This is a genomic window from Affinundibacterium baiyunense, assembly GCF_018139645.1.
Taxonomy (GTDB): Bacteria; Pseudomonadota; Gammaproteobacteria; order Burkholderiales; family Burkholderiaceae_D; genus Undibacterium; species Undibacterium baiyunense.
This window is the reverse complement of sequence record NZ_JAGSPM010000008.1, coordinates 148,420-170,252: the sequence shown is the minus strand read 5'-3', so window position 1 is coordinate 170,252 and position 21,833 is coordinate 148,420. Positions and strand designations below refer to the sequence as shown.

The window sequence follows — 21,833 nt, the reverse complement described above, 5'->3', positions numbered from 1 at the left end:
AACAATACGACATTCTGGCTCATTTTTGACAATTTACACAATAAAAGCTGCTACGTTGACCTTGTGTAATGTGTCTAATTGTCCCTTGACAAACACGACAAGGCTCACCCGCACGATCATAAACAAAATAAGACTGTTGAAAATACCCGGTTTTTCCGTCTGCACCAACAAAATCTTTTAAGCTGCTACCACCGCGACTAATCGCTTGCGCCAGAATTTCTCGAATCGCAATCGCCAAAGCTTGATAACGCTTTAAGCTAATGCGATTCGCTGCGGTTTTAGGATGAATGCGCGCTCGAAACAAGCTTTCTGATGCATAAATATTACCAACACCAACCACCACATCACCCGCCAACAAGACTTGTTTAATGGCTGCATTGCGCTGCCGTGTCTGTTTAAAGAGCAATTCGGGACTAAATTGGTCGCTTAAAGGTTCAACTCCGAGATGACGCAACAAAAGATGTTCTTCTAACGCGCCATCTGCATGGTCATGCCAAAGCACCGCACCAAAACGACGCGGATCGGTTAAACGCATCATTTGCTCGCCTAGCAAAATATCGACATGATCGTGTTTTTGCGGCGGCGTTGTGGAAGGCATAATGCGCAGATTACCTGACATCCCAAGATGGATGAGCAGACTACCGTGATGGAAATGTAAAAGGAGATATTTTCCGCGCCGGCCAGTTGATAAGATGGTTTGATGCAAAATCAATTCTCGCAAATTGGCAGGAAATGGCCAACGCAAACCATCGCGTCGCAATATTAATTCTGTTACCGTCTTTCCTTCGACATGGGGATTTACGCCTAATCGCGTGACTTCAACCTCTGGTAATTCCGGCATAAAACTCTCTCATCGGCAAACTTAGCGTTACAGGGCATATACAAGTTGACACAAATCGCGTTACATTTCAGCGTAAAATCATTTGCATCAAGCTTCACTCAACGGGCTATTGTACCTAGCTTCAGCAATTCTCTCATTTATCCAGACTCGAATGAAAATAACCAACTCTTGCATTCATCACTTGCTCTCTTCATTTTGTGTGATCCTGACTGTAAATCAAATTGCCAACGCACAATCCAACGAAGCGCATAGTAGTAAAGAAAAAATTCCTTATTCAAAGCCTGTCAGCACGAAAAATAAAAATAACACGCCAGCTATATCTCCGAAAAAGTCAAAGCAAGCCGAACAGAAACCATCGGAATCCGGACTATCAAAAGATGTTTTGTTCAAATTGACAGCATCTGATATCGCATTGCAACGTGGCGAATGGCAAGGTCCGTTCGTCACCATCATGGGATTAGCCCAACAAACCAGCGATCCGCGATTAGCAAAACGCGCTGCCGAAATCGCGATGTCCGCACGTCAAATCAATGAATCAATGGCGGCAATACGCCTGTGGCGCGAGCTGGCACCAAACTCACAAGAAGCCGATCAATACTATCTAAGCTTGTTAGAGATCAAAAATGATTATTTGGCGATGGAGAATTTTTTTGGCGAGCTTCTGAAGAAAAGTAACGCAGAAGAAAAAACCAATCTAATCCATCAAGCGCAACGCAGTTTAAATCGCACTAACAACAAACAAGCTGCCTTAGTTAGCTTAGAAAAAATACTCGCATCGGAACCGAATAGCATTGACCGACATGTTGCAATCTCACGCGCAGCCTATCGCGCTGACAATATCGAGCGCGCACAACAAGAAGCTAAAGCAGCCTTAGCCTTAGAACCTAGTTCAGAACTGGCGATACTAACCCTAGCAAATGCTTCTGATAAAGCAGATGCATTCGAGTTAGTTGCCGATTTTCTCAAACGTTATCCCAACGCCAAAGAAGTACGCCTAGCCTACGCCACTATGCTGATGGATAGCAAACAGTTCGCCTTAGCGAAGGCTGAGTTCTTGAGCTTTTTAGAAGATCCCAATAAAACGACATTAAGTAAGGCTCAAACGCTACACACCTTGGCCACCATCGAAATGGAAACGGGACAACTTGATACCGCTGAATCTTATTTCAAACAACTCTTAGGTGCGTTTGGAAAGAACGAAGACAATAGCACGGCATACATTGGACTGGCACAAATTGCATTACAACGCAATGACAAACAAAGCGCCGATACTTGGTTAAGTAAAATTGAATCCGATGATGGCAAAAACCCAGCATGGTTCACCATTCAAATGCGTCGCGCCTTACTGATGGCAAGTGAGCAGAAATTTCTGCAAGCACGTCAATTTTTACAAACGATCACTGCAAGACAAGATAAGGAACAAGTTTTATTACTTCAAACAGAAGCGCAAATCATGCGTGATGCAGGACAAAGTACCGAGGCTTTTGTCTTATTACAAATGGCACTCAGCGAATTCCCGCGCAGTGCCGAATTACTATACGACTTTGCAATGCTGGCGGAATCAATGAAGCATTACCCAGAAATGGAGATGGCGCTGAAGCAGTTAATTCAAATTGCGCCAAATAATGCCCTCGCCTATAACGCGCTTGGCTATTCCTATGCCGATAGGAATGTACAATTAGACGAAGCCTTAGCTTTAATCGAAGCTGCCAATCAATTAAGCCCGAATGATCCTTACATTTTAGATAGCTTGGGTTGGGTCAAATATCGTTTAAAACAATTTACTGATGCGGAAAAGTACATTCGCTTATCTTTGGGCATGCGGCAAGATGCCGATGTGTCGGTGCACCTAGCAGAGATTTTATGGGTACAAAGTAAGAAAGAGGAAGCGCTACAACTATTTACAGCAGCACGTAAAAAAGATCCCAGCAATGCACTACTAAAGAGTACGCTGGAGAGACTCGAATTAAATTTACCTTAAGGCGAATATTGCTGAACTTTACTTCATACTTTTCATTGCGACTAAAATGCCTTGATGCTGAAATTGTTAATGCAGCATAAACTCGCGTTTCCTTTGCAACTTTGTTTCTCAGTTTTATCTCGCAGTTTGTTTCTCAGTTTTATTTCGCATTTTTTAGATTACGATTATTTTCCATGTTAAAAAACGAGTCACCGTTATCTGCCCTCGCCACATATTCAACTTACACGAGATTTTTTCTAATCGCGTGCTACGCTAGCTTATTTGGTAGCTTACTAAGTGCTTGCAGTACATCACCAAAGTTTTCTAACGCACAGCATAGCCAGCCGAGAACTATGCAAGAACAAGTGCAATTGACTGGACGTATTTCGATTCAATACCAGCAACGCGAACAAACAGAAACAATTAGTACCAGCTTTGAGTGGCAACAAGCGCCGCAGGAACTCACTATCACCCTGAGTTCACCTTTGGGTCAAACCATCGCTACCGTACAACAAAATGCACAAGGTGCCGTGCTAACACAAGCCAAACAAGAACCACGCAGCGCGCCAGATATTGAGCAGTTGTTAGCTGAAAATTTGGGTTGGACGATACCCGTAACGGGATTAAAAGGCTGGCTACAAGGCTTTGATATTCAAGCAAATGGAAAATTTGCTGCTGTGCCCGTGCAAGATTACTTTCAGGTGCAGAGCCAAGGATGGCAGTTACAATTTATCAGTTGGCAAGAAGATGCTGGCACTATCCGTCCCAAGCGCATCGATTTACAACGATACACGGAAGAACTGGGTGAAGTGAAAATTAAGATCATCATAGAACCGTCGGCACAATAAGATCATGACGACCAATTTGTCTCAACTACTCGCGTGTCCAGCACCAGCTAAATTAAACCTGTTCTTACACATAGTCGGTCGTCGTGCCGATGGCTATCATCTTTTACAAAGCGTCTTTCAGTTAATTGATCGCTGTGACAGCCTTGATTTTTACGTCCGAGCAGATCGTCAAATCCATCGATTAAATCAGGTTCACGGTGTACCGGAAGAAAATGATCTGGTGGTTCGCGCAGCCAAACTATTACAACAACACTGCAATATTCAACAAGGTGCAGATATCTACTTACATAAATGCCTGCCTATGGGTGGCGGTGTAGGCGGTGGTTCGTCTGATGCTGCCACCACTTTACTTGCACTAAATAAGTTATGGCAATGCAATCTGAGCAAAGAATCTTTGATGGAACTGGGCTTGCAACTGGGCGCAGACGTTCCGTTCTTCATTTTTGGTGAAAATGCCTTTGTTGAAGGTATCGGTGAACAAATCCAAGCAGTATCAACGCCCGAACAGTGGTTCGTAGTGATAGAGCCGGGTGTGCACGTACCAACACCGACAATTTTTTCATCCAAAGAGTTGACAAGAAACACGAAGCCCGTCAGAATAGCGGACTTTTCCAGTGCAGCGAATGTTGAATGGAAAAACGATATGCAAGCTGTTGCTTGTGCTTTACACCCAGAAATTGCAGCAGTCATAAACTGGCTAAAACAATTTGAAATAAATCAGGGTGATGCCAAGATGACTGGTTCTGGTTCTTGTGTTTTTTGCGCGTTTCCAAGTGAAGACGCAGCAAAAAAAGTATTGCAACAAGTACCGAATCAATGGACATCGTGGATTGCTAAAGCATTACAACATCATCCTATCAATTCAAAAATAAATTGATAGCACGCATAATAAAAAATTTGGTTGATTGCAGATTTCAAGATAAAATAGCGGCTTCGCTGAATATCAAAATGAACTAAGCAATTGATAAACGGTTGTGTAGGGGAATCGCCAAGCTGGTTAAGGCACCGGATTTTGATTCCGGCATGCAAAGGTTCGAATCCTTTTTCCCCTGCCATTTAATTCCCAAGCCGCCGCATACAAAATGATGCGGCGGCTTTTCGGTTTTTAACGGCAGTTTTTTCAGTAATCATTACAACAAGAATTCTAAGCGTGATGATGCATTTTCTGTCTTGCATGGCTTTTTAATTCCCTTAGGTGATCTCATGGCACACGCTCTCGACAACATGATGGTCTTTACTGGTAATGCCAATCCTGCTTTAGCTGCGGGTGTTGCAAAGCAACTCGGTATTCGCCTTGGTAAAGCAGACGTTTCCAAGTTTTCTGATGGCGAAGTGATGGTCGAAATCAACGAAAACGTCCGCGGTAAAGATGTTTTTGTGTTGCAATCAACATGTGCGCCAACGAATGATAATTTGATGGAAATCATGTTGATGGTAGACGCTTTGAAGCGCGCCTCAGCTGGTCGTATCACTGCAGCAATTCCTTACTTTGGTTATGCACGTCAAGATCGCCGTCCTCGCTCTGCGCGTGTTGCGATTTCTGCCAAAGTAGTAGCGAATATGTTGGAAGAGGCAGGTGTTGGTCGCGTATTGATTATGGATTTACACGCAGATCAAATCCAAGGTTTCTTTGATATTCCAGTCGATAATATTTATGCATCACCGATCTTGTTAGGTGATTTGGTTGCCAAGAATTACGATGACTTATTAGTCGTTTCTCCTGACGTTGGTGGCGTTGTTCGTGCGCGTGCATTGGCAAAACGTTTAGGTTGCGATTTGGCGATTATCGATAAACGTCGTCCAAAGGCGAATGTCTCTGAAGTGATGAATATCATCGGTGAAGTTGAAGGTCGTAACTGCGTCATTATGGATGACATGGTTGACACGGCAGGCACTTTAACCAAAGCAGCCGAAGTATTGAAAGAACGCGGCGCGAAAAAAGTATTGGCGTATTGTACGCATCCAGTTTTATCTGGCCCTGCAATTGATCGCATCAACAATTCGCCGTTGGATGAATTAGTGGTCACTGACACTATCCCATTGTCAGCAGCCGCACAAGCTTGTACAAAAATTCGTCAGTTATCTTGTGATAGTTTGTTAGCGGAGACTTTCCGCCGCATCACGAAAGGCGAATCAGTTATTTCTTTGTTCTCTGAATAAAGATCGATTTTTCGGCTGTTAAGTATTTCGGTACTTAGCAGCTTTTTCACTTTCCTGGTCGCGGGAAAGTCAACGCAATGTTAATTGAAAAGACATTGCTTATTTTGGAGTATTAAAATGAAAGTAGTCGCATTTGCACGTAAAGAACAGGGCACCGGAGCGAGCCGCCGCCTGCGTAATGCTGGTCAAACACCTGGCATCATCTACGGTGGTACAGAGCCAGCAGTGAATATCTCTTTGGATCACAATGCTTTGTTCCATGCATTGAAAAAAGAAGTATTCCACTCTTCCATTCTCGACATGGATGTAGATGGTAAAGTAGAAAAAGTATTGTTGCGCGATTTCCAAATGCACGCGTTTAAACAATTGGTATTGCACGCTGACTTCCAACGTGTTGATCCAAACAAAAAGATCCATGTAAAAGTACCTCTGCATTTCATTAACGCAGAAGTTTCTCCTGCTGTTAAATTGTCTTCTGCTGTGATCAGTCACGTTGCGGTTGAATTGGACGTAGAATGCTTGCCAGCAGATTTGCCAGAATTCATCGAAGTTGACTTGTCCAAATTGGAAGCAGGTCAATCTGTACACGTATCTGCATTGAAATTGCCAAAAGGCGTTTCTGCTGTAGTGCACGGTGACGATGCAACTGTTGCTATCGCTGTTAAACCAGCTGGCGCAACTTCTGCAGACGCTGAAGCAAAATAATTTAAAAGTTTTTTCTTTTAAATTGAAAAGCCACCCTCGCAGGTGGCTTTTTTTATGCAGCAAGTTTTTTCCGACCCTAGTTTAATTTTTCGAATTATTTTTAAATAAGTGATTTCTAAAAATCGCTTATTAACATCGTCTTTTTTATCCACGTGCGACAATTTCAGTAAGCAATTCTCGACATATCTGCCCGACTTAGCGACAATCAAGCTTTCATCAAATCATCGCTCACAATTGAAATTAGATTGTGACCGCAGTCCACGCTAAAGGAATTTCCTTGTGTCTTCAATCAAAAAGTTTCGCCTCGCTTCGATCGCTGTCATTACCAGCTTATTCACCGTCTCACAAGTCGGCATCATCCAAACAAGCTATGCGCAAAGTACCAGCGTACAAAGCACTGGTGCACAAATTCAATATGACACTAGCTACGACATTCTCAGCCCAGTGCGCGCAAAAAATGGCATCGTCTCTAGTGAACAAGGATTAGCGAGCCAAGTCGGTTTAGATGTCTTAAAACGTGGTGGCAATGCGGTGGATGCTGCCGTTGCAGTAGGCTTTGCGCTGGCAGTAGTGCTGCCGCATGCAGGAAATATCGGTGGCGGCGGTTTTATGCTGATACACGATGCCAAAAGTGGGAAAAATATCGCCTTAGATTTTCGTGAATTAGCACCCGCCTTAGCCCATCGCGATATGTTCCTCGATGCGAGTGGCAAAATTATTCCGGGTAACTCGACTTCTTCCCACCTCGCAGTCGGCGTTCCCGGAACTGTTGCTGGGCTTGATCTTGCATTGCGCAAATACGGCACAATGTCCTTAAAAGACTTAATCGCACCGTCAATCAAACTCGCAGAGCAAGGCTTTGAAGTGACACCGCATCTAGCACAATTATTAGAAGCAAGTCGCAATCAGTTAGGCAAATGGGAATCTAGCCGCGCGATCTTTTTTAAAGGTGATCGCCCTCTCCGTGCCGGCGAAAAATTAGTACAAAAAGATTTATCAAATTCACTGCGTTTGATCGCACAGCAAGGGCCAAAAGCATTTTATGAAGGCAGCATTGCGCAAAAGATTGTTGCTGAAATGAAGAAGCACGGTGGCATGATTAGTGCCGAAGATATGAAAAATTATCAGGCAGTAGAACGCCTACCCGTTACTGGGAATTACCGTGGTTATCAGGTGGTTTCAATGCCGCCTCCGAGTTCTGGTGGCGTACACGTGATACAAATGTTGAATATGCTTGAACACTTCCCGATTGGCAAACAAGGCTTAAATAGCGCGCAGAATATCCACACCTTAACGGAAGTAATGAAATTAGCTTATGCAGATCGCGCTGAGTACTTAGGTGATCCGGATTTTGTCAAAGTACCTATGAGCGGTCTGACTTCAAAAAAATATGCGGATGAATTAGTCCAACATATCAACCCAGATCGCGCCACACCATCAACACAAATCAAACCAGGCAAACCATTGCCATATGAAAGCGACCAAACTACGCATTACTCAGTTGCTGACAAATACGGCAATGTTGTCGCCACCACCTACACACTCAATTTATTGTTTGGTAGCGGTATCGTCGCCACTGGCACAGGGATCACTCTCAACAACGAAATGGATGATTTCTCAGTCAAAGCAGGCGTACCGAACGCCTTTGGTTTAGTTGGTGGTGAGGCAAATTCAGTCGCCTCAAAAAAACGCCCATTAAGCTCGATGACACCGACCATGGTGTTGAAAGATGGCAAGCCTTTCTTGGTGACGGGTAGCCCTGGTGGTAGTCGCATCATCACTACCACCTTGCAGATTATTCTAAATGTCATCGATCATCAATTAAATCCAGCCGAAGCCAGCATTGCGCCACGCCTGCACCACCAATGGGAACCTGACGTAATTCGGATGGAACGAGGCTTTAATGCGGACACCCTGGAAATTTTGAAACAGAAAGGCCACAAGTTTTCGATCGGACGTTCGATGGGACGCACTCAGACGATTAAAATCACTGCGGATGGTTTGGAAGCTTTTGCCGACCCACGCAATCCTGATGGGCGCGCCTTAGCCTATTAAAATATCAAGCTCGAAGCCTTAAGATGATCACCGACCAGTGCAAGTACGCTAGCGCGTACTTGCACTACAGTCTTATCCCACTTCCTACCCAATTAATCTTTGTCATAAGGTCACTAACTGTCTGTTTTTAATCAGCTTTTCTGTGCATTCGCAGCACAAACTTAATCCATATCAAATTTTCCTTTATTGCTTGATCTAAAATAAGTTTTTAGAAATCGATAATAGGAGTCCTCGTGGCAATTGAACTATTTAATAATGGCAAACATAGTTGCATCATGTTCAATGATCTGGTCACAGGCTCGGCCGAAGATGCGGTACAGGCAAACCAATTTCTGATCGTCTCGCATGGGCAAGGTGCCTTAATCGACCCGTCTGGCAATATCACCTACAACGCGCTTACCTTGGCAATGCAAAAGTATTTGCCGAAGAAGAATCTCGAATTTTTATTCGCCTCACACCAAGACCCCGACATTATCGGTGCCTTAGATAAATGGCTCTACAGTACAGAATGCCATCTCTATGTATCACAACTGTGGGCACGCTTTGTCCCCCACTTTTGTAACTTAAATCGCGCGGATGGTCGAATTATCGGCATTCCCGATGAAGGGATGCCTGTCCCCATGTTAGGCTCGACACTGTATGCCGTTCCAGCGCACTTCTTGCACGCTGAAGGTAATTTCCAGTTTTATGACAGCACTTCAAAAATCTTATTTTCTGGTGATATGGGCGCCTCGCTAGTCGAGGCAAAAACTATCGCAATGCCGATCACAACCAAAGCAGAATTCTACGAACAGTTGCACACCATGAGCGGCTTTCATAAGCGGTATATGGTGTCGAATAAAGTGTGCCGCTTTTGGGTCAACATGGTCAGACAAATGGATGTTGCGATGCTAGTTCCGCAACATGGTCGCTACCTTACTGGAGAAGCGATTCCCGCATTTTTAGACTGGATAGAAAACCTTCAATGCGGTATCGATTTATTTTCACAAGAACATTATCGCTTTCGTCCTATTGCCGGTCGATAAATCGGGACTAGCGATCTAAGCATACGACTAGTCTAGAGCTTAGCTTGATTGGAAACTCGCAATTCACGTTCTTGATCCAGAATATGATTAATCTCACCTTCTGGAATAGATAAGGCATTCAGGGCAAAAAAGGAAAGTTGTAAACCAGCCTCTAAGGTTTCTGGTACCACCGCAGTAGCGCCTGCCGTGCGTAGTTCCAATGCATGAATTTCATCACGAGAACGCACATAAATCGGCAACTTGGGATACTCACTACGCGCCGCTAATACTGCATGCATCGCCGCAGCGGGTTGATCCATCGTGACCAATAATGCAGCCGCATGCTGCATATGCATTTTGCGTAATAATTCTGGCCGTGCTGCATTACCGTAAAATACCTTGCGCCCCTGCTTGCGCAAGTTAGCAACTACATGGGCATCATGTTCTACTGCGACATAAGCCACACCTTGCTTCTGCAAAATATCGGCGAGCAATTGGCCAACCCGTCCAAAACCGGCAATTACCACATGGCTACTCAACTCTTCAGGCAAACTCGCTTGTTCCTGCGATTGCTGCGAGCAAAATTTTTGTTCCACAAACTGCCCAAGAACATGACCCGCCCTCGCAAAGAAGGGCGTCATCAGTAAACTAATACTGACCACCAACAACATAAACTGCGCAATGTCTCGCGACAAAATGCTCGTCGTCGCTGCCACGCCAATAATCACAAAAGCAAATTCACCGCCCTGACTTAATAAAAATCCACCTTCAATCGACTTGCCCCAGCTTAATCCACCCTTACGCATAATTAGCGCAACGACGCTCGCCTTGATCAGAACCAAACCAAGTACGGAGGCCAAAATCCACACATAATTTTGCGCAAATGCAGCAAGATTAATTCCCATACCAACCGACATAAAGAACAAGCCCATCAGCAAGCCTTTAAAAGGTTCTATGGTAACTTCAACCTCATGTCGGTATTCTGTTTCTGCGAGCAATAAGCCTGCCAAGAACGCGCCCAAAGCTAGGGACAATCCCACCGCGGCGGTCGCGCCTGCAATGCCTAAAGTCACCAATAAAGTGAGTGCCATGAATACTTCCGGCTGTCGCTGCTGCGCGAAGTAACGAAACACCGGTGCAACGACGCGTCGCCCAACCAAGAAAATAAACAACACTGCCGCCAATGACTTCAATAAAGTCATACCAACGACGATACTCAAATTGTCGGTGGTCTGTTTACCTAATAAATCCACCAAAATCAGTAAAGGCACGACTGCAAAATCCTGCAGCATCAACATAGAAAAACTCGCTTGCCCCATTGGGCTAGCCATCGCTCGCTGTTGCGTGAGTAATTGCATCACAATCGCCGTCGAAGAAAGTGAAAATACCAAACCCAATAGCAAAGCAATTTCAAGACGATTACCAAACCAATACGCAAGACTACCAATCATCACCGCCGTCAATAAAAGCTGCGCACTACCACCCAAAAATACCCAACGACGTAAACTCCACAAGCGCTCAGCGGACAATTCAAGTCCGATCAAGAACATCAAAAACATTACGCCTAACTCAGCCAAAGATTGCACTTCAGCGTCACCAGAAAAAGCGATGACGCTCAACCAAGGCATTTGTTGAGCAAACTGCGCGACACCAAAAGGGCCGAGCACTACACCTATCGTCAGAAAGCCCAAAACCTGATTAATTTTGAAGCGTTGTAACAAGGGAATGAGAATGCCAGCGAGCGTTAGAAAGAGCAGCGTCTCTCTCAAAAACGGTAGGCCAGCGTGATGATCCATGTATGTCTCCGAAAAATTTTATAGCTTATTTTTTCAACGCGACTTGCGCACGGTTTAACTCGTATCAACAATCCGAAAGGATCTGATTATAAAGGCATGAGCAACCTAGATATTGCTGCAACGCAATTTTCACGAATCTATTTCCAGCTTCGTCACAAGATCATGGATAAATGATGGAGAAAAAACGAATCAGAGAAAATTTTTTCAGTTCGGCATAAAAACAAAATAGCACATAGAAAGCGCTTGGCGCAAACACAGCTAAGTTCTACACTACCTTCTTTTCTATTCAGAATCCGGACGTGAAACTCTCTATTGGTTGGCGCTTATTTTTTGCGGTTCTCCTATCGCTCACCACGGTCGTTATCGTCGCTTTACTAATGATGCGCGAAAAAGTCAGTAGTGGTTTTGCTGACTATGCGCTCAAAATTGAACTCGATCGCCTGCAAGAAATTGGTGATTCGATTCAAAATCAATATGCCACCAACGAAAGCTGGTCATTTCTACCGAACGATCCTCAACAAAAAAAGGCGTGGATCAATCAAGAACTAATTCGCTTGTATCAAATTAAAAATTCGGCACCATCACGGAAAGAATCTGTCGATGCAATAAAGCAAAAGTCGACGGTCACATCCACCATATCAACACGAAACGACAGCACGAGCAAAGTTAGAAACGAGCTTAAACCGAACACACGCAACAATATTGCGCCCCCTGCCAAGCCCGCTGCGCCAGTCTCACCTGTTTCTCCAGCAAACCCAGCAGCTCCAGTAGCAGCGCAAGCGCCAGTGCTGCCTCCATTGCCACCACCACCGCCCCTACCACCTCCTCCGCCTGTCACGCCGATTAAAGCGCCAACAAATCAAGCATCCACCAAAACCGATATCGTCGACGTGTCTGCATCAGAGGAACAACTTCAAAGTTTAAACAGCCGCATTAGCTTGCTCGACGAAGCAGAAAATTACTTGGCCGGTCGCCCTTTAGATAGAAATTTTGATCAAAGCCAAAAGGGGATGCGACCGCTCTATCATCAAGGCGAAGTGATCGGGTATTTATCAGTGCAAAAATCGCGAGTGCCAAGCGATGATATGGCACGAGACTTCCTGCAGCAACAAGCCGACATGATCATCACGATCGTCGTCATTAGCATCAGTTTGAGTGGTTTAGCGGCATTGCTGTTGGCGTTACATTTTCGGCGCCCCATACATCAACTTGCCGCAAGCGCACGCGCGCTGGAACAAGGTAAGTTCGACACCCGTGTCGCAGTGCGCCGTAGCGATGAATTAGGTGAACTGGCAAATAGTTTTAATCAATTGGCAGAAAAGTTAGCACAAGCAGAACAAAGCCGACGGCAATGGGTAGCCGATACCTCGCATGAGTTAAGAACGCCAATTGCCGTGTTACGTGCGCAATTAGAAGCGCTACAAGATGGCATTCGTCCCGCCAACACTGAAAATATCGCATTGATGTTGCGTCAGGTTTTATCCTTAAACAAGTTAGTTGATGAACTTTATACATTGGCGAGCGCCGACATCGGCACGCTGCAATATCAAATGCAAAAAATGGATCTATGGGCCTTGATTGAAGAAGAAAGTAGCAACTTTCAAGATCGAATTCATCACGCGCATTTACGCTTTATGATAGAAGCCAAACCACAAGCACATTCCATTCACGGAGATAGAGAACGTTTGCGCCAAGTTATGCATAATTTGCTGGAAAATTCAATACGCTATACCAACGCGGGCGGATGCATTCGAATCCGCGGGAATAGTGATCAACAGTTTTTATATCTCCACATTGAAGACAGCGCACCAGAAGTTCCGTCACTTGCGATGGCGCGATTAGGTGAGCGTTTTTATCGACCAGATAGTTCGCGCAATCGTGAACATGGTGGGTCTGGTTTAGGTCTCGCCTTATGCTGCCGTATTTTGGAAGCCCACCATGCAAGCATCGATTTTTCTCATTCCGAACTTGGTGGCTTGCACGTGCAAATCCGGTTTTCTCTTTACCCAGCAAGTGTCTAAGTTAGCACCGAATACCTTATTACCTAATAATTCTGCATCTACTAATCACTTACTCTGCCAGTCAATTCGCTATGCTCAATACGCCAACAGAAATTCTTATTGTCGAAGACGAACCCGATTTAGCATCCTTAATTGCTGATTACGCGCATGCATCAGGCTATCAAAGCACGATCATTGGCGATGGACAAGTCGCGCTAGCGCAAGTCCGGCAAAAACGACCTGATCTGATCGTACTTGACCTCATGTTGCCGGGCCTGGACGGTATTAGTTTGTGTCGTGCTGTCAGAACTTTCTCGCAAGTTCCTATCATCATGGTCACTGCAAAGGTAGAAGAAATCGATAGATTGCTTGGATTAGAAATTGGTGCAGATGACTATCTTTGCAAACCATTTAGTCCTAGAGAATTGATGGCACGCATTAAAGTTATTTTACGGCGCGTATCAAACACCGTACCGAACAATCGCTACAGCGACCAAGCGATCAATAGAGAAAGTGAGCAATCAGATCTAGTTCGTATAGATCATGCCGCTTATCAGATTTATTTAGATCAGCAATTGTTAGAACTAACGCGCAGCGAATTTCTGTTACTCGAACACTTCATCCAACATCCGGGGCAAGTCTTCTCGCGCGCACAACTACTGAATTTTGTCGCGCAAGATAGCTTAGATGTAACTGATCGCGCGATCGATAGCCATATCAAAAACATTCGCAAGAAAATCGCACAGATACGCGCAGACGATAATCCAATTCACGCAATCTATGGATTAGGCTATCGCTTTGACGGATTCAATCACAGCAAAATAAATTAACCCGCGACCTTGATCGGGATTTTATTCAACAACTCCACGATTCACCATTATTTCTCCACAATTGCGATTCATGATGACGGCAATGGTCAAGTAAAACACGACCATCTTTCAAAATGAAAATGTTGGATACAAATCTAGGAGAAATCATGAGAATCTTAGCCGCTGTCATTATATTCGCCGCATTAGGCGCAACAGGTTTAAGTATTGCAGAATCAAAAATCAAGCAAACAGAAGTCAAGAAAACAAGCCTTGCCAACACCGTCATCAGTATTCAATGCGAGTCTACTACTGGCAAGAATCGATGCTTGAAACTACTCCCTCCTCCACCGCCACCAGCACCTCCTGCGCCACCCACGGTGCCCGCAACCCTAGAGCCACCAACACCACCTTCGCCACCAGCACTGCCATCTGCACCATTGCCACCAGCATTAGAGATTCCAGAAGAACTGCATTACATCTGCAAAGATAAAGCTGAAGGCGCGAAGATTGAAGCCAAGCAAAGTGATTCCATCACGTTCAGCGGCAAATGTGTTAAACGCGACGGCAAGATGCTTCTCGACATCCATCGTGTCCAGGCTCGTCAATAAATTGCAGTGTGCCTCAACGCTCATTTAGCGACGATTCAACATTCACTCGCCGCTACCTACAGGTCTTTGCCGATTCGCACCTAGAGTTCGCAGAGACATAAAAACAATTCGCTTTTCAAGGAAGCCCATGTTCACTTTTCAATTCTCTAATCAATATCTGCTGACCATCGTTGGCAGTTTCTGCTTACTCGTCGGCCAGGCAATGGCGCAAGCGCCGCAAGACAAAAAAGATCTCAATATCTCGGCAAAAGATAAAGAAATCGTGCTCCAAGAATTAAAGCAAAGTATGTCTAAAAAGTATGTATTTCCTGATGTTGCGGATCAAGTCAATACGATGTTAGAGCAACGACAAAAAAATGGAGAGTACGATAAATTCACTAGTGCGCGCGAATTCGCTAAAACGCTGACGACACATTTACAGCAACAAACCAAGGATAAACATTTGAATGTCTTTTTCGAGGCGAATGAAATCCCACCTGTTGATGCGAATGGGGAACCCAGCCCGGAAGAAAAAAAACGCTTGGACGCCGAGGAGCGTCAGTTTATGCAAGCGGTGAATTACGGCGTTGAGCGAGTTGAACGACTAGGTGGCAATGTTGGCTATTTCGATCTACGTGGTTTTGGTCCAACCGAAATCGTCGGACACGCAATTAGTGCAGCGATGACCTTATTAAATGCAAGTGATGCATTGATTATTGATCTACGAAAAAACGGCGGAGGTTCGCCACAAACAGTCGCACTCATTGCTAGTCACTTCACAGATCCAGAGGTACATCTAAACGACATCTATAACCGTGCGGAAAACAAAACAACGCAAATTTGGAGCACGCCATACACCGCCGGACCACGCTATGACAAAAATAAGGAAGTCTATATCTTGACTAGTCAACGCACTTTTTCAGCAGCTGAAGATTTAAGCTATACCTTACAAAGTCTAAAGCGCAGCATCACAGTTGGAGAAGTCACCGGTGGCGGTGCGCATCCGGTAGACGGACAGCGGCTACATCCACATTTTATGGCGAGCATTCCGTTTGGTCGCTCGATCAATCCGATTACGAAAACCAACTGGGAAGGAGTGGGTGTAAAACCTGACATTCTAAGCAATGCCAATGACGCTTTAGGGGTCGCACATCGCAAAGCGTTGGAGCATCTACTGGCGAAAGAAAAACATCCAGGCAAGAAAGCCGACATCCAACGCGCCTTAGACAGGCTGCTGAAGGAAACACAAAGCGGTACGAAATAAAGCGTCTGATGCGCAGATCGACATTGGTGGTATTCGCTAGTTAGACAGACAATTTGTTCGCTCTGCGCTTCACTATCTCTCTGCAATTATTTTTTCTTCTCATTTCTCAATCAGAGGTACCAATGCTAGCAAGAAGTTTATCACTCCTTACGTATATGATGGCAGAAATGCTAATACGGTCATCGATTGGATTGGCAAACAGAGTTGGAGCAATAGTGCGGTCAGAATGTGCGGTGACAGCTACAATGGTTTCACGAAATGGGCGGTGACTAAGAAATTACATCTTGCTCTCAAAACCATTGTGCCCTATGTCGCTGGCAAACCTAGTATGGGTTTACCGACGGAGAATAATATTTTCATCAACCCAAATTCTCAGTAGCTATTGACGCAAAGTGACGTGGAGATACTTCATAACTTAGCCAATTTGATGCGTAGAAGAAGATCTTGCTTGATGCGAAATCACGTCACTTTGCTGAATACCTAGGTAGCGCAACTAAGCTCAATAACTAAAGTCAGTAGATTAGTTAATCGCCTTAGACATCCAAGAAAATGCTTTCTTAAATATGCCCTCTTGGACGATGGGTTCGATCGTTTCTTCAGGTGCATTTTGCGCTTGTTCTTTCTCTAAATACTCGCGCAGTGCAGACTCGTGGCGATAGCGGTTCTGAAACTTAAGATCAGCTTCTCTTACGCATTGCGTAATAATCGCTTCGGCTCGATGTAATTCGATCTCGAAAAAATCCTGTTCACGTCGACCACAACGCTTATTTTGCAAGGCCAGCATGATTGCTTCAAGCGCGCCACCGCCGTCTTGCGCACGAATTTCAAATACACATTCAAAGCTACCCGGAATAATATTAGCTTTGTCGCGATTTAATTCCAATGCCTTTGCCCAACCAGAACGACGACTCAAGCCAATTTGTAGCAAACCTTCTTTCAAACCAGAATTGCGCAGAATATACACATTGCCTGGCACGCCATGCAAACGTTTTGGTTCGCTGTATCTGCCATGTTGCTGTGCGGTGGACGACATCATAAATCACCTCAAGATTGATCTAACAAACTAAGAGTGCTTAGTGTAAGAAATATCAAGAGCACATCATCCACAGAATAAGCGCGAGAAAACGGCTTAATTCCGGTCTATGCTGATAATTCATGTGAGTCGATCAACTTTATCCAACATCTTCAGACATTTCAGGCGATTTCTGCTTCTAAATCGCTGTTTTCAGCACAAACCAAAATCCTTCGCTACCCTATAATAGATACCAACTTTTAACCTTACTTTGATAGCGCAATTATGAATAGCCAAGATTTAGAAAATATAAATGTCACCTCGTTCGCACCGATGCCGACGCCAGAGGAACTACATGCCAAATTACCTCTATCTGAACACGCAGCGGCAATTATCGATGCCGGTCGCGAAGCCTTAAAAAATATTTTGGATCGCAAAGATCCACGATTCATCGTAGTCGTAGGGCCTTGTTCGATTCATGACCCTATCGCTGGCCTCGACTATGCGCGTCGACTAAAAGCCTTACAAGAAGAAGTAAAAGACACGATGCTGTTAGTGATGCGCGTGTATTTTGAGAAACCAAGAACAACCACGGGTTGGAAAGGTTATATCAACGATCCTTTGATGGATGATTCATTCAAAGTCGATCTCGGTATGGAAAAAGCGCGTCAATTTTTATTAGATATTTGCGAACTTGGCTTACCAACCGCCACTGAAGCACTCGATCCAATTTCTCCACAATATTTGGGCGATTTAATTAGTTGGACTGCGATTGGCGCACGGACAACCGAGTCACAAACCCATAGAGAAATGTCGTCTGGTCTTTCGACTCCGGTTGGTTTTAAAAACGGTACCGATGGCGACATTAGTATCGCGATCAATGCGATTCTTTCTGCCTCGCATCCACATGCATTTTTAGGTTTAAATGGACAAGGCAAAGTTGCCGTAGTGCGCACCCGTGGCAATCAATATGGACATGTCGTTTTGCGTGGTGGCGATGGTCGCCCTAATTACGACACCGTATCTGTCGCTATGGCCGAGCAAGCCTTAAAGAAAGCCAAGTTAGCAGCGAATATCATTGTCGATTGCTCGCACGCCAATAGCTATAAAAAGCCAGAATTGCAACCCTTGGTGATGGCCGATGTGATCAATCAAGTCGTGAATGGTAATCAAGCTTTAGTCGGGGTGATGATCGAATCAAACATCGTTGCGGGAAATCAAAAAATACCCGAAGATTTATCACAATTGATCTATGGTTGCTCGGTCACAGATGCCTGCGTCGATTGGGCGAGCACCGAGAATATGATACGGGAAGCGGCGATTCGCTTGCGTAGTCGTCAATCGGCATAAGCAGATCGTATCAATAAGTCGCAATACAAACGACCAATTGTATCGGCAGGCTGACTTAAATAATTCGCGTAACAAGGCAGAATCCTAGTGCTAAAATTGATACGTATTATTTAAGTCCACTGCGATTTATGCCCAAGGCAATTTCAGCCCACCGCATGAGTGTTGAAGCAAAAATCATTACGCGTTTCTTATTCTATGTTTGATCAAAAAAATCTCGTCATCCTTAGTTCTGTACTATGCTTGTTGAGCCTTGTTGGCTGCAGCACACCTAAGAAAACGGTATTACACAAAGATGAATTTGGCACCGCTGATATGTTCACCCATGCCGTGCCAGGTAGCGAGAAACAGGCTTGCGAAGCGTCAAGACGAGCCTTGCTTAGTCAAGGCTATATCATCAACGGTGCAAATGACAACAATGTCAAAGGTCGTCGCAAATTTCAGTCAGACGACGAGACGCATGTAGAAATTGAATTCAATGTAGTGTGCGCCCCCAACAGCAAGGGCAGTAACAGCACCACTATTTTTGCAAATGCTGTGCGTGATCGTTATTCATTAAAGAAGAACATTAATAGTGCAAGTCTTGGTGTCGGTGGAATAGGTTCGATCTCACTACCATTTGGTGCCAGCAATGACTCTATGGTCAAAGTGGCGAGTGAAACAATTTCTGATGCCAAGCTGTATGGCCGCTTTTTTGATTTGGTGGAACGCTACCTCGATGATGTGAAACCAGACGATGAAGCAGTCGAAAAGCCAACGACCACAGCACCAGTTACCAGTACAGAGCAAGAGCAGCCATGATTGGCGAGAATCAAATTATCGCATGGCGCAAATTTGCAATACTGTTGATTGCTTGCTTGATTGCTTAATTAATTGATTGATTGAAAAAAATAATCCACGTCATCAGCCCGTCATATTGACTGTATATGATGAAGGCTCATCTGACTACTCCTCCAAGGGTGTGGATTTAGCCCGCATTGATTTGCGGGCTCTTTTTTTGCCTGATTTGATTTTGGACATTTTTGTTGAAAATTTCTTAGCACTGTCGTTTGTGCCTCGTCACACCTTCTCATTGTTCTGATGAGATCGTCCCTAATGGCTCTTCGACATCTAGCGTTTTCACACCTGCTCCATTTTCATACTCGACGTACATCCATTTTCCATTTGAGAAAATGAGATTCTCAGGTGCTTGGCGAATAAATTCCGGTCGACCTTTCAGGGCATGTCGCATCGCATCTATCCAAATTGGTAAAGCAACGGTAGAACCAAACTCTTTGCCGCCCAAGGACTTAGGTTCATCGAAACCCATCCACGACACGGCAACAATGTCGCCTGAATAACCAGCAAACCAACCATCAATTGCATCGCTGGTCGTTCCAGTCTTGCCAGCTAAATCACGCCGCCCTAACTTCTGCGAGGCGGCTGCACCTGTGCCTGAACGCACGACCTCACGCAACATACTATCAACCACAAAAGCGTTTCGACTATCCAATACACGTGCATCTTCACTTGGGAAATTATCTACTTTCGCTTCAAACAAGATCGTGCCTTTTGCATCGACGACTTTTTGAATCAACCAAGGTTTTACTTGGTAGCCACCGTTGGCAAACACTGCGTACGCACTCGCCATTTGCAAAGGTGTCACGCTACCAGTTCCCAAAGCCATGGTTAAATTTAATGGATGTTTATTCGGATCGAAGCCGAATTTCCCGAGAAATTCTTTCGCATACGCCGCACCGATCGCGCGTAGAATTCTGACTGACACCACATTCTTTGAACGTGCTAAACCTTGTTGCATTTCTATCGGGCCATCGTACTGACCATCATCATTTCGTGGATCCCAAGTTAATAATTCATCGCTGGTTTCTGACAAAGGTACGTCATTAATAAGTGTTTCTGGCGAGAAGCCTTTTTCTAATGCAGCTGAATACACAAAGGGTTTAATCACCGAACCTGGTTGACGCCAGCCACTCGTAACCCGATTGAATTGTTTGCGTTTAAAGTCAAAGCCACCGACCAACGCGCGATAAGCACCGTTATTCGCGTTTAATGACACATACGCAGCTTCAACTTCTGGTGTTTGCGTGACGGACCATTTTCCTTTGCGGTCTTGCATGACACGAATCAAAGCGCCGACACGAATCTTTAAATCCCGATTTGCTTTTGCTTGCAGTGCGCTAGCCGCCAAACGTAAGCCCTCACCACTAATCTCGACCGATTCACCTGTGGCGAGATCTGCTTTAATCAACTTAGGCGTAACCGCTGTGACGACCGCAGAAATCAACCCTTCACTCGATGGAAATTTTTGCAAAAATTCATCAATCGCTTCATCTCGCAAATTTTCCTCAGTCGGTAATTCAATGAAGGCTTCAGGCCCACGATAGCCATGACGCTGATCGTAAGTTAACACATTACGACGTAAAGATTCATAAGCAGCATCTTGCTCATCACTATCTATCGTCGTAATAACTTTAATGCCAAGCGTGTAAGTCTCATCTTTAAATTGCGCATAAATTTGTTGTCTGACCATTTCTGCCACATGCGCCGCATGAGATTCAAATCGAGCGGCTTTGGTCACACGCAACGTTTCTTTGCTGGCTTGGTCATATTGCGCTTGCGTAATAGCCGCGTGCTTCAACATACTTTTTAAAACTAGCAGCTGGCGCTTTTTAGCACGTTCAAAATTAACCGCCGGATTATGCCGTGCTGGATTTTGCGGAATACCCGCTAACATCGCGGTTTCTGCAATCGTCAATTCTTTGAGCGATTTATTAAAGTAAGTGCGTGCTGCGCTAGAAAAACCATGAGTACGTTGACCAAGATAAATCTGGTTCATGTACAGCTCTAAGATCTGATCTTTTGACAAAGCTTGCTCAATACGTCGCGCCAACATTGCTTCACGTAATTTACGAGAGAGAGATTGTTCAGGAGTCAAAAAGAAATTACGTGCGACCTGCATCGTAATAGTTGACGCACCTTGCCTCACACCACCAGTAGCATTCGCCACTACTGCTCGTGCTACACCAATATAATCGACCCCACTATGTTCATAAAAACGCGCATCTTCAATCGATAGCACAGCTTTTTTCATTTTCTCAGGAATATCTTTGATTGCGACAAAGTCTCGGTGTTCTTCACCAAATTCGCCAATCAAATTATTGTCGGCTGTATAAATGCGCAACGGAATCTTCGGCTTGTAATCGGTTACTGCGGTTAATTCCGGTAAACCGGGCGCTAAGATCAGAAATATATAGGCGAGCAAACCAAGTATAAATACTACGCTGGCAGCGGCTAAGGCGAGTAACCATTTCATAGAAAGCGGCCAAGAAGCTTGGCGTAAAATGAAAACGCACAGTGTAAACCGACTATCTTACGCTGCAAGCGTTTTCTTTATTTGGTACTGCAATTCGGTACCATCTAGAGCAAGGCTTAGATCATCCAAATC

18 protein-coding genes and 1 tRNA gene are annotated in these 21,833 nt (G+C 44.7%); 15 read left to right on the top strand and 4 right to left on the bottom strand.

The window, feature by feature from the left end; all coding sequences use genetic code 11:
- Window positions 1-19 precede the first annotated feature (19 nt).
- Window positions 20-841: a bifunctional DNA-formamidopyrimidine glycosylase/DNA-(apurinic or apyrimidinic site) lyase gene (gene mutM, locus KDM92_RS13960; RefSeq protein WP_212685062.1), complete on the bottom strand. Its 822-nt coding sequence runs from the start codon at window positions 839-841 to the stop codon at window positions 20-22.
- 151 nt (window positions 842-992) lie between these two features.
- Here mutM and KDM92_RS13955 point away from each other — a divergent pair, with 151 nt between their 5' ends.
- The 8 genes from KDM92_RS13955 (at window position 993) to KDM92_RS13920 (ending at window position 9,594) form a co-directional block, all read left to right on the top strand.
- Window positions 993-2,822 (top strand): tetratricopeptide repeat protein, encoded by a 1,830-nt coding sequence (locus tag KDM92_RS13955; RefSeq protein ID WP_212685061.1) that lies wholly within the window; start codon window positions 993-995, stop codon window positions 2,820-2,822.
- Between the two features lie 173 nt (window positions 2,823-2,995).
- Complete coding sequence (lolB, locus tag KDM92_RS13950; protein WP_212685060.1) at window positions 2,996-3,649, top strand: lipoprotein insertase outer membrane protein LolB; 654 nt, start codon at window positions 2,996-2,998, stop codon at window positions 3,647-3,649.
- 4 nt (window positions 3,650-3,653) lie between these two features.
- Window positions 3,654-4,526, top strand: coding sequence for a 4-(cytidine 5'-diphospho)-2-C-methyl-D-erythritol kinase (gene ispE / locus KDM92_RS13945; RefSeq protein WP_212685059.1), 873 nt, complete (start codon window positions 3,654-3,656; stop codon window positions 4,524-4,526).
- Between the two features lie 101 nt (window positions 4,527-4,627).
- A tRNA-Gln gene (locus KDM92_RS13940) sits at window positions 4,628-4,704 on the top strand.
- Between the two features lie 148 nt (window positions 4,705-4,852).
- Window positions 4,853-5,809: a ribose-phosphate pyrophosphokinase gene (locus KDM92_RS13935; protein WP_189347425.1), complete on the top strand. Its 957-nt coding sequence runs from the start codon at window positions 4,853-4,855 to the stop codon at window positions 5,807-5,809.
- A 117-nt stretch (window positions 5,810-5,926) separates the two neighbouring features.
- Window positions 5,927-6,514, top strand: a complete 588-nt coding sequence (locus KDM92_RS13930; protein ID WP_189347423.1) for a 50S ribosomal protein L25/general stress protein Ctc — start codon at window positions 5,927-5,929, stop codon at window positions 6,512-6,514.
- A 354-nt stretch (window positions 6,515-6,868) separates the two neighbouring features.
- Window positions 6,869-8,569 carry a gamma-glutamyltransferase gene (gene ggt / locus KDM92_RS13925; RefSeq protein WP_329603163.1) on the top strand — a complete coding sequence of 567 codons (1,701 nt, stop codon included), beginning with the start codon at window positions 6,869-6,871 and terminating at the stop codon, window positions 8,567-8,569.
- 233 nt (window positions 8,570-8,802) lie between these two features.
- Complete coding sequence (locus KDM92_RS13920) at window positions 8,803-9,594, top strand: oxygen-binding di-iron domain-containing protein (RefSeq protein WP_329603162.1); 792 nt, start codon at window positions 8,803-8,805, stop codon at window positions 9,592-9,594.
- A 32-nt stretch (window positions 9,595-9,626) separates the two neighbouring features.
- Here KDM92_RS13920 and KDM92_RS13915 read toward each other — a convergent pair whose 3' ends face one another.
- Window positions 9,627-11,369: a cation:proton antiporter domain-containing protein gene (locus KDM92_RS13915; protein WP_212685058.1), complete on the bottom strand. Its 1,743-nt coding sequence runs from the start codon at window positions 11,367-11,369 to the stop codon at window positions 9,627-9,629.
- Window positions 11,370-11,668: 299 nt separating this feature from the next.
- Here KDM92_RS13915 and KDM92_RS18890 point away from each other — a divergent pair, with 299 nt between their 5' ends.
- From KDM92_RS18890 to KDM92_RS13890, 5 genes are all read left to right on the top strand, one after another.
- Window positions 11,669-13,390, top strand: coding sequence for an ATP-binding protein (locus KDM92_RS18890; protein ID WP_212685057.1), 1,722 nt, complete (start codon window positions 11,669-11,671; stop codon window positions 13,388-13,390).
- 71 nt (window positions 13,391-13,461) lie between these two features.
- Window positions 13,462-14,199 carry a response regulator gene (locus KDM92_RS13905; protein WP_212685056.1) on the top strand — a complete coding sequence of 246 codons (738 nt, stop codon included), beginning with the start codon at window positions 13,462-13,464 and terminating at the stop codon, window positions 14,197-14,199.
- Between the two features lie 146 nt (window positions 14,200-14,345).
- On the top strand, window positions 14,346-14,786 hold the full coding sequence (locus KDM92_RS13900; protein WP_212685055.1) for a hypothetical protein: 441 nt from the start codon (window positions 14,346-14,348) through the stop codon (window positions 14,784-14,786).
- A gap of 127 nt (window positions 14,787-14,913) precedes the next feature.
- Window positions 14,914-16,029, top strand: a complete 1,116-nt coding sequence (locus KDM92_RS13895; RefSeq protein ID WP_212685054.1) for a S41 family peptidase — start codon at window positions 14,914-14,916, stop codon at window positions 16,027-16,029.
- Between the two features lie 85 nt (window positions 16,030-16,114).
- Complete coding sequence (locus KDM92_RS13890; RefSeq protein ID WP_212685106.1) at window positions 16,115-16,408, top strand: CocE/NonD family hydrolase; 294 nt, start codon at window positions 16,115-16,117, stop codon at window positions 16,406-16,408.
- A 141-nt stretch (window positions 16,409-16,549) separates the two neighbouring features.
- On the opposite strand, the gene KDM92_RS13885 is transcribed toward KDM92_RS13890, so the two are convergent.
- Window positions 16,550-17,065 (bottom strand): hypothetical protein, encoded by a 516-nt coding sequence (locus KDM92_RS13885; RefSeq protein ID WP_212685053.1) that lies wholly within the window; start codon window positions 17,063-17,065, stop codon window positions 16,550-16,552.
- A gap of 261 nt (window positions 17,066-17,326) precedes the next feature.
- Here KDM92_RS13885 and KDM92_RS13880 point away from each other — a divergent pair, with 261 nt between their 5' ends.
- Together KDM92_RS13880 and KDM92_RS13875 are read left to right on the top strand one after the other, a co-directional pair.
- The gene (locus tag KDM92_RS13880) at window positions 17,327-18,391 is read left to right on the top strand and encodes a 3-deoxy-7-phosphoheptulonate synthase (protein WP_212685052.1); all 1,065 of its coding nucleotides are present in this window, start codon (window positions 17,327-17,329) and stop codon (window positions 18,389-18,391) included.
- 195 nt (window positions 18,392-18,586) lie between these two features.
- Entirely contained in the window at window positions 18,587-19,189 is a 603-nt protein-coding gene (locus KDM92_RS13875; protein ID WP_212685051.1) for a DUF2242 domain-containing protein, read from the top strand.
- 268 nt (window positions 19,190-19,457) lie between these two features.
- Here the strand turns inward: KDM92_RS13875 and KDM92_RS13870 are convergent, their stop codons facing one another.
- Complete coding sequence (locus KDM92_RS13870) at window positions 19,458-21,701, bottom strand: penicillin-binding protein 1A (protein ID WP_212685050.1); 2,244 nt, start codon at window positions 21,699-21,701, stop codon at window positions 19,458-19,460.
- Window positions 21,702-21,833: the final 132 nt, after the last annotated feature.

Coding starts and splice junctions, on each gene's coding strand:
- KDM92_RS13905 (WP_212685056.1), top strand. CDS start 13,462: ATGCTCAATACGCCAACAGAAATTCTTATTGTCGAAGACGAACCCGAT.
- lolB (WP_212685060.1), top strand. CDS start 2,996: ATGTTAAAAAACGAGTCACCGTTATCTGCCCTCGCCACATATTCAACT.
- KDM92_RS13880 (WP_212685052.1), top strand. CDS start 17,327: ATGAATAGCCAAGATTTAGAAAATATAAATGTCACCTCGTTCGCACCG.
- KDM92_RS13930 (WP_189347423.1), top strand. CDS start 5,927: ATGAAAGTAGTCGCATTTGCACGTAAAGAACAGGGCACCGGAGCGAGC.
- KDM92_RS13875 (WP_212685051.1), top strand. CDS start 18,587: ATGTTTGATCAAAAAAATCTCGTCATCCTTAGTTCTGTACTATGCTTG.
- KDM92_RS13870 (WP_212685050.1), bottom strand. CDS start 21,701: ATGAAATGGTTACTCGCCTTAGCCGCTGCCAGCGTAGTATTTATACTT.
- KDM92_RS13885 (WP_212685053.1), bottom strand. CDS start 17,065: ATGATGTCGTCCACCGCACAGCAACATGGCAGATACAGCGAACCAAAA.
- KDM92_RS13895 (WP_212685054.1), top strand. CDS start 14,914: ATGTTCACTTTTCAATTCTCTAATCAATATCTGCTGACCATCGTTGGC.
- mutM (WP_212685062.1), bottom strand. CDS start 841: ATGCCGGAATTACCAGAGGTTGAAGTCACGCGATTAGGCGTAAATCCC.
- ispE (WP_212685059.1), top strand. CDS start 3,654: ATGACGACCAATTTGTCTCAACTACTCGCGTGTCCAGCACCAGCTAAA.
- KDM92_RS13915 (WP_212685058.1), bottom strand. CDS start 11,369: ATGGATCATCACGCTGGCCTACCGTTTTTGAGAGAGACGCTGCTCTTT.
- KDM92_RS13955 (WP_212685061.1), top strand. CDS start 993: ATGAAAATAACCAACTCTTGCATTCATCACTTGCTCTCTTCATTTTGT.
- KDM92_RS13935 (WP_189347425.1), top strand. CDS start 4,853: ATGGCACACGCTCTCGACAACATGATGGTCTTTACTGGTAATGCCAAT.
- KDM92_RS13900 (WP_212685055.1), top strand. CDS start 14,346: ATGAGAATCTTAGCCGCTGTCATTATATTCGCCGCATTAGGCGCAACA.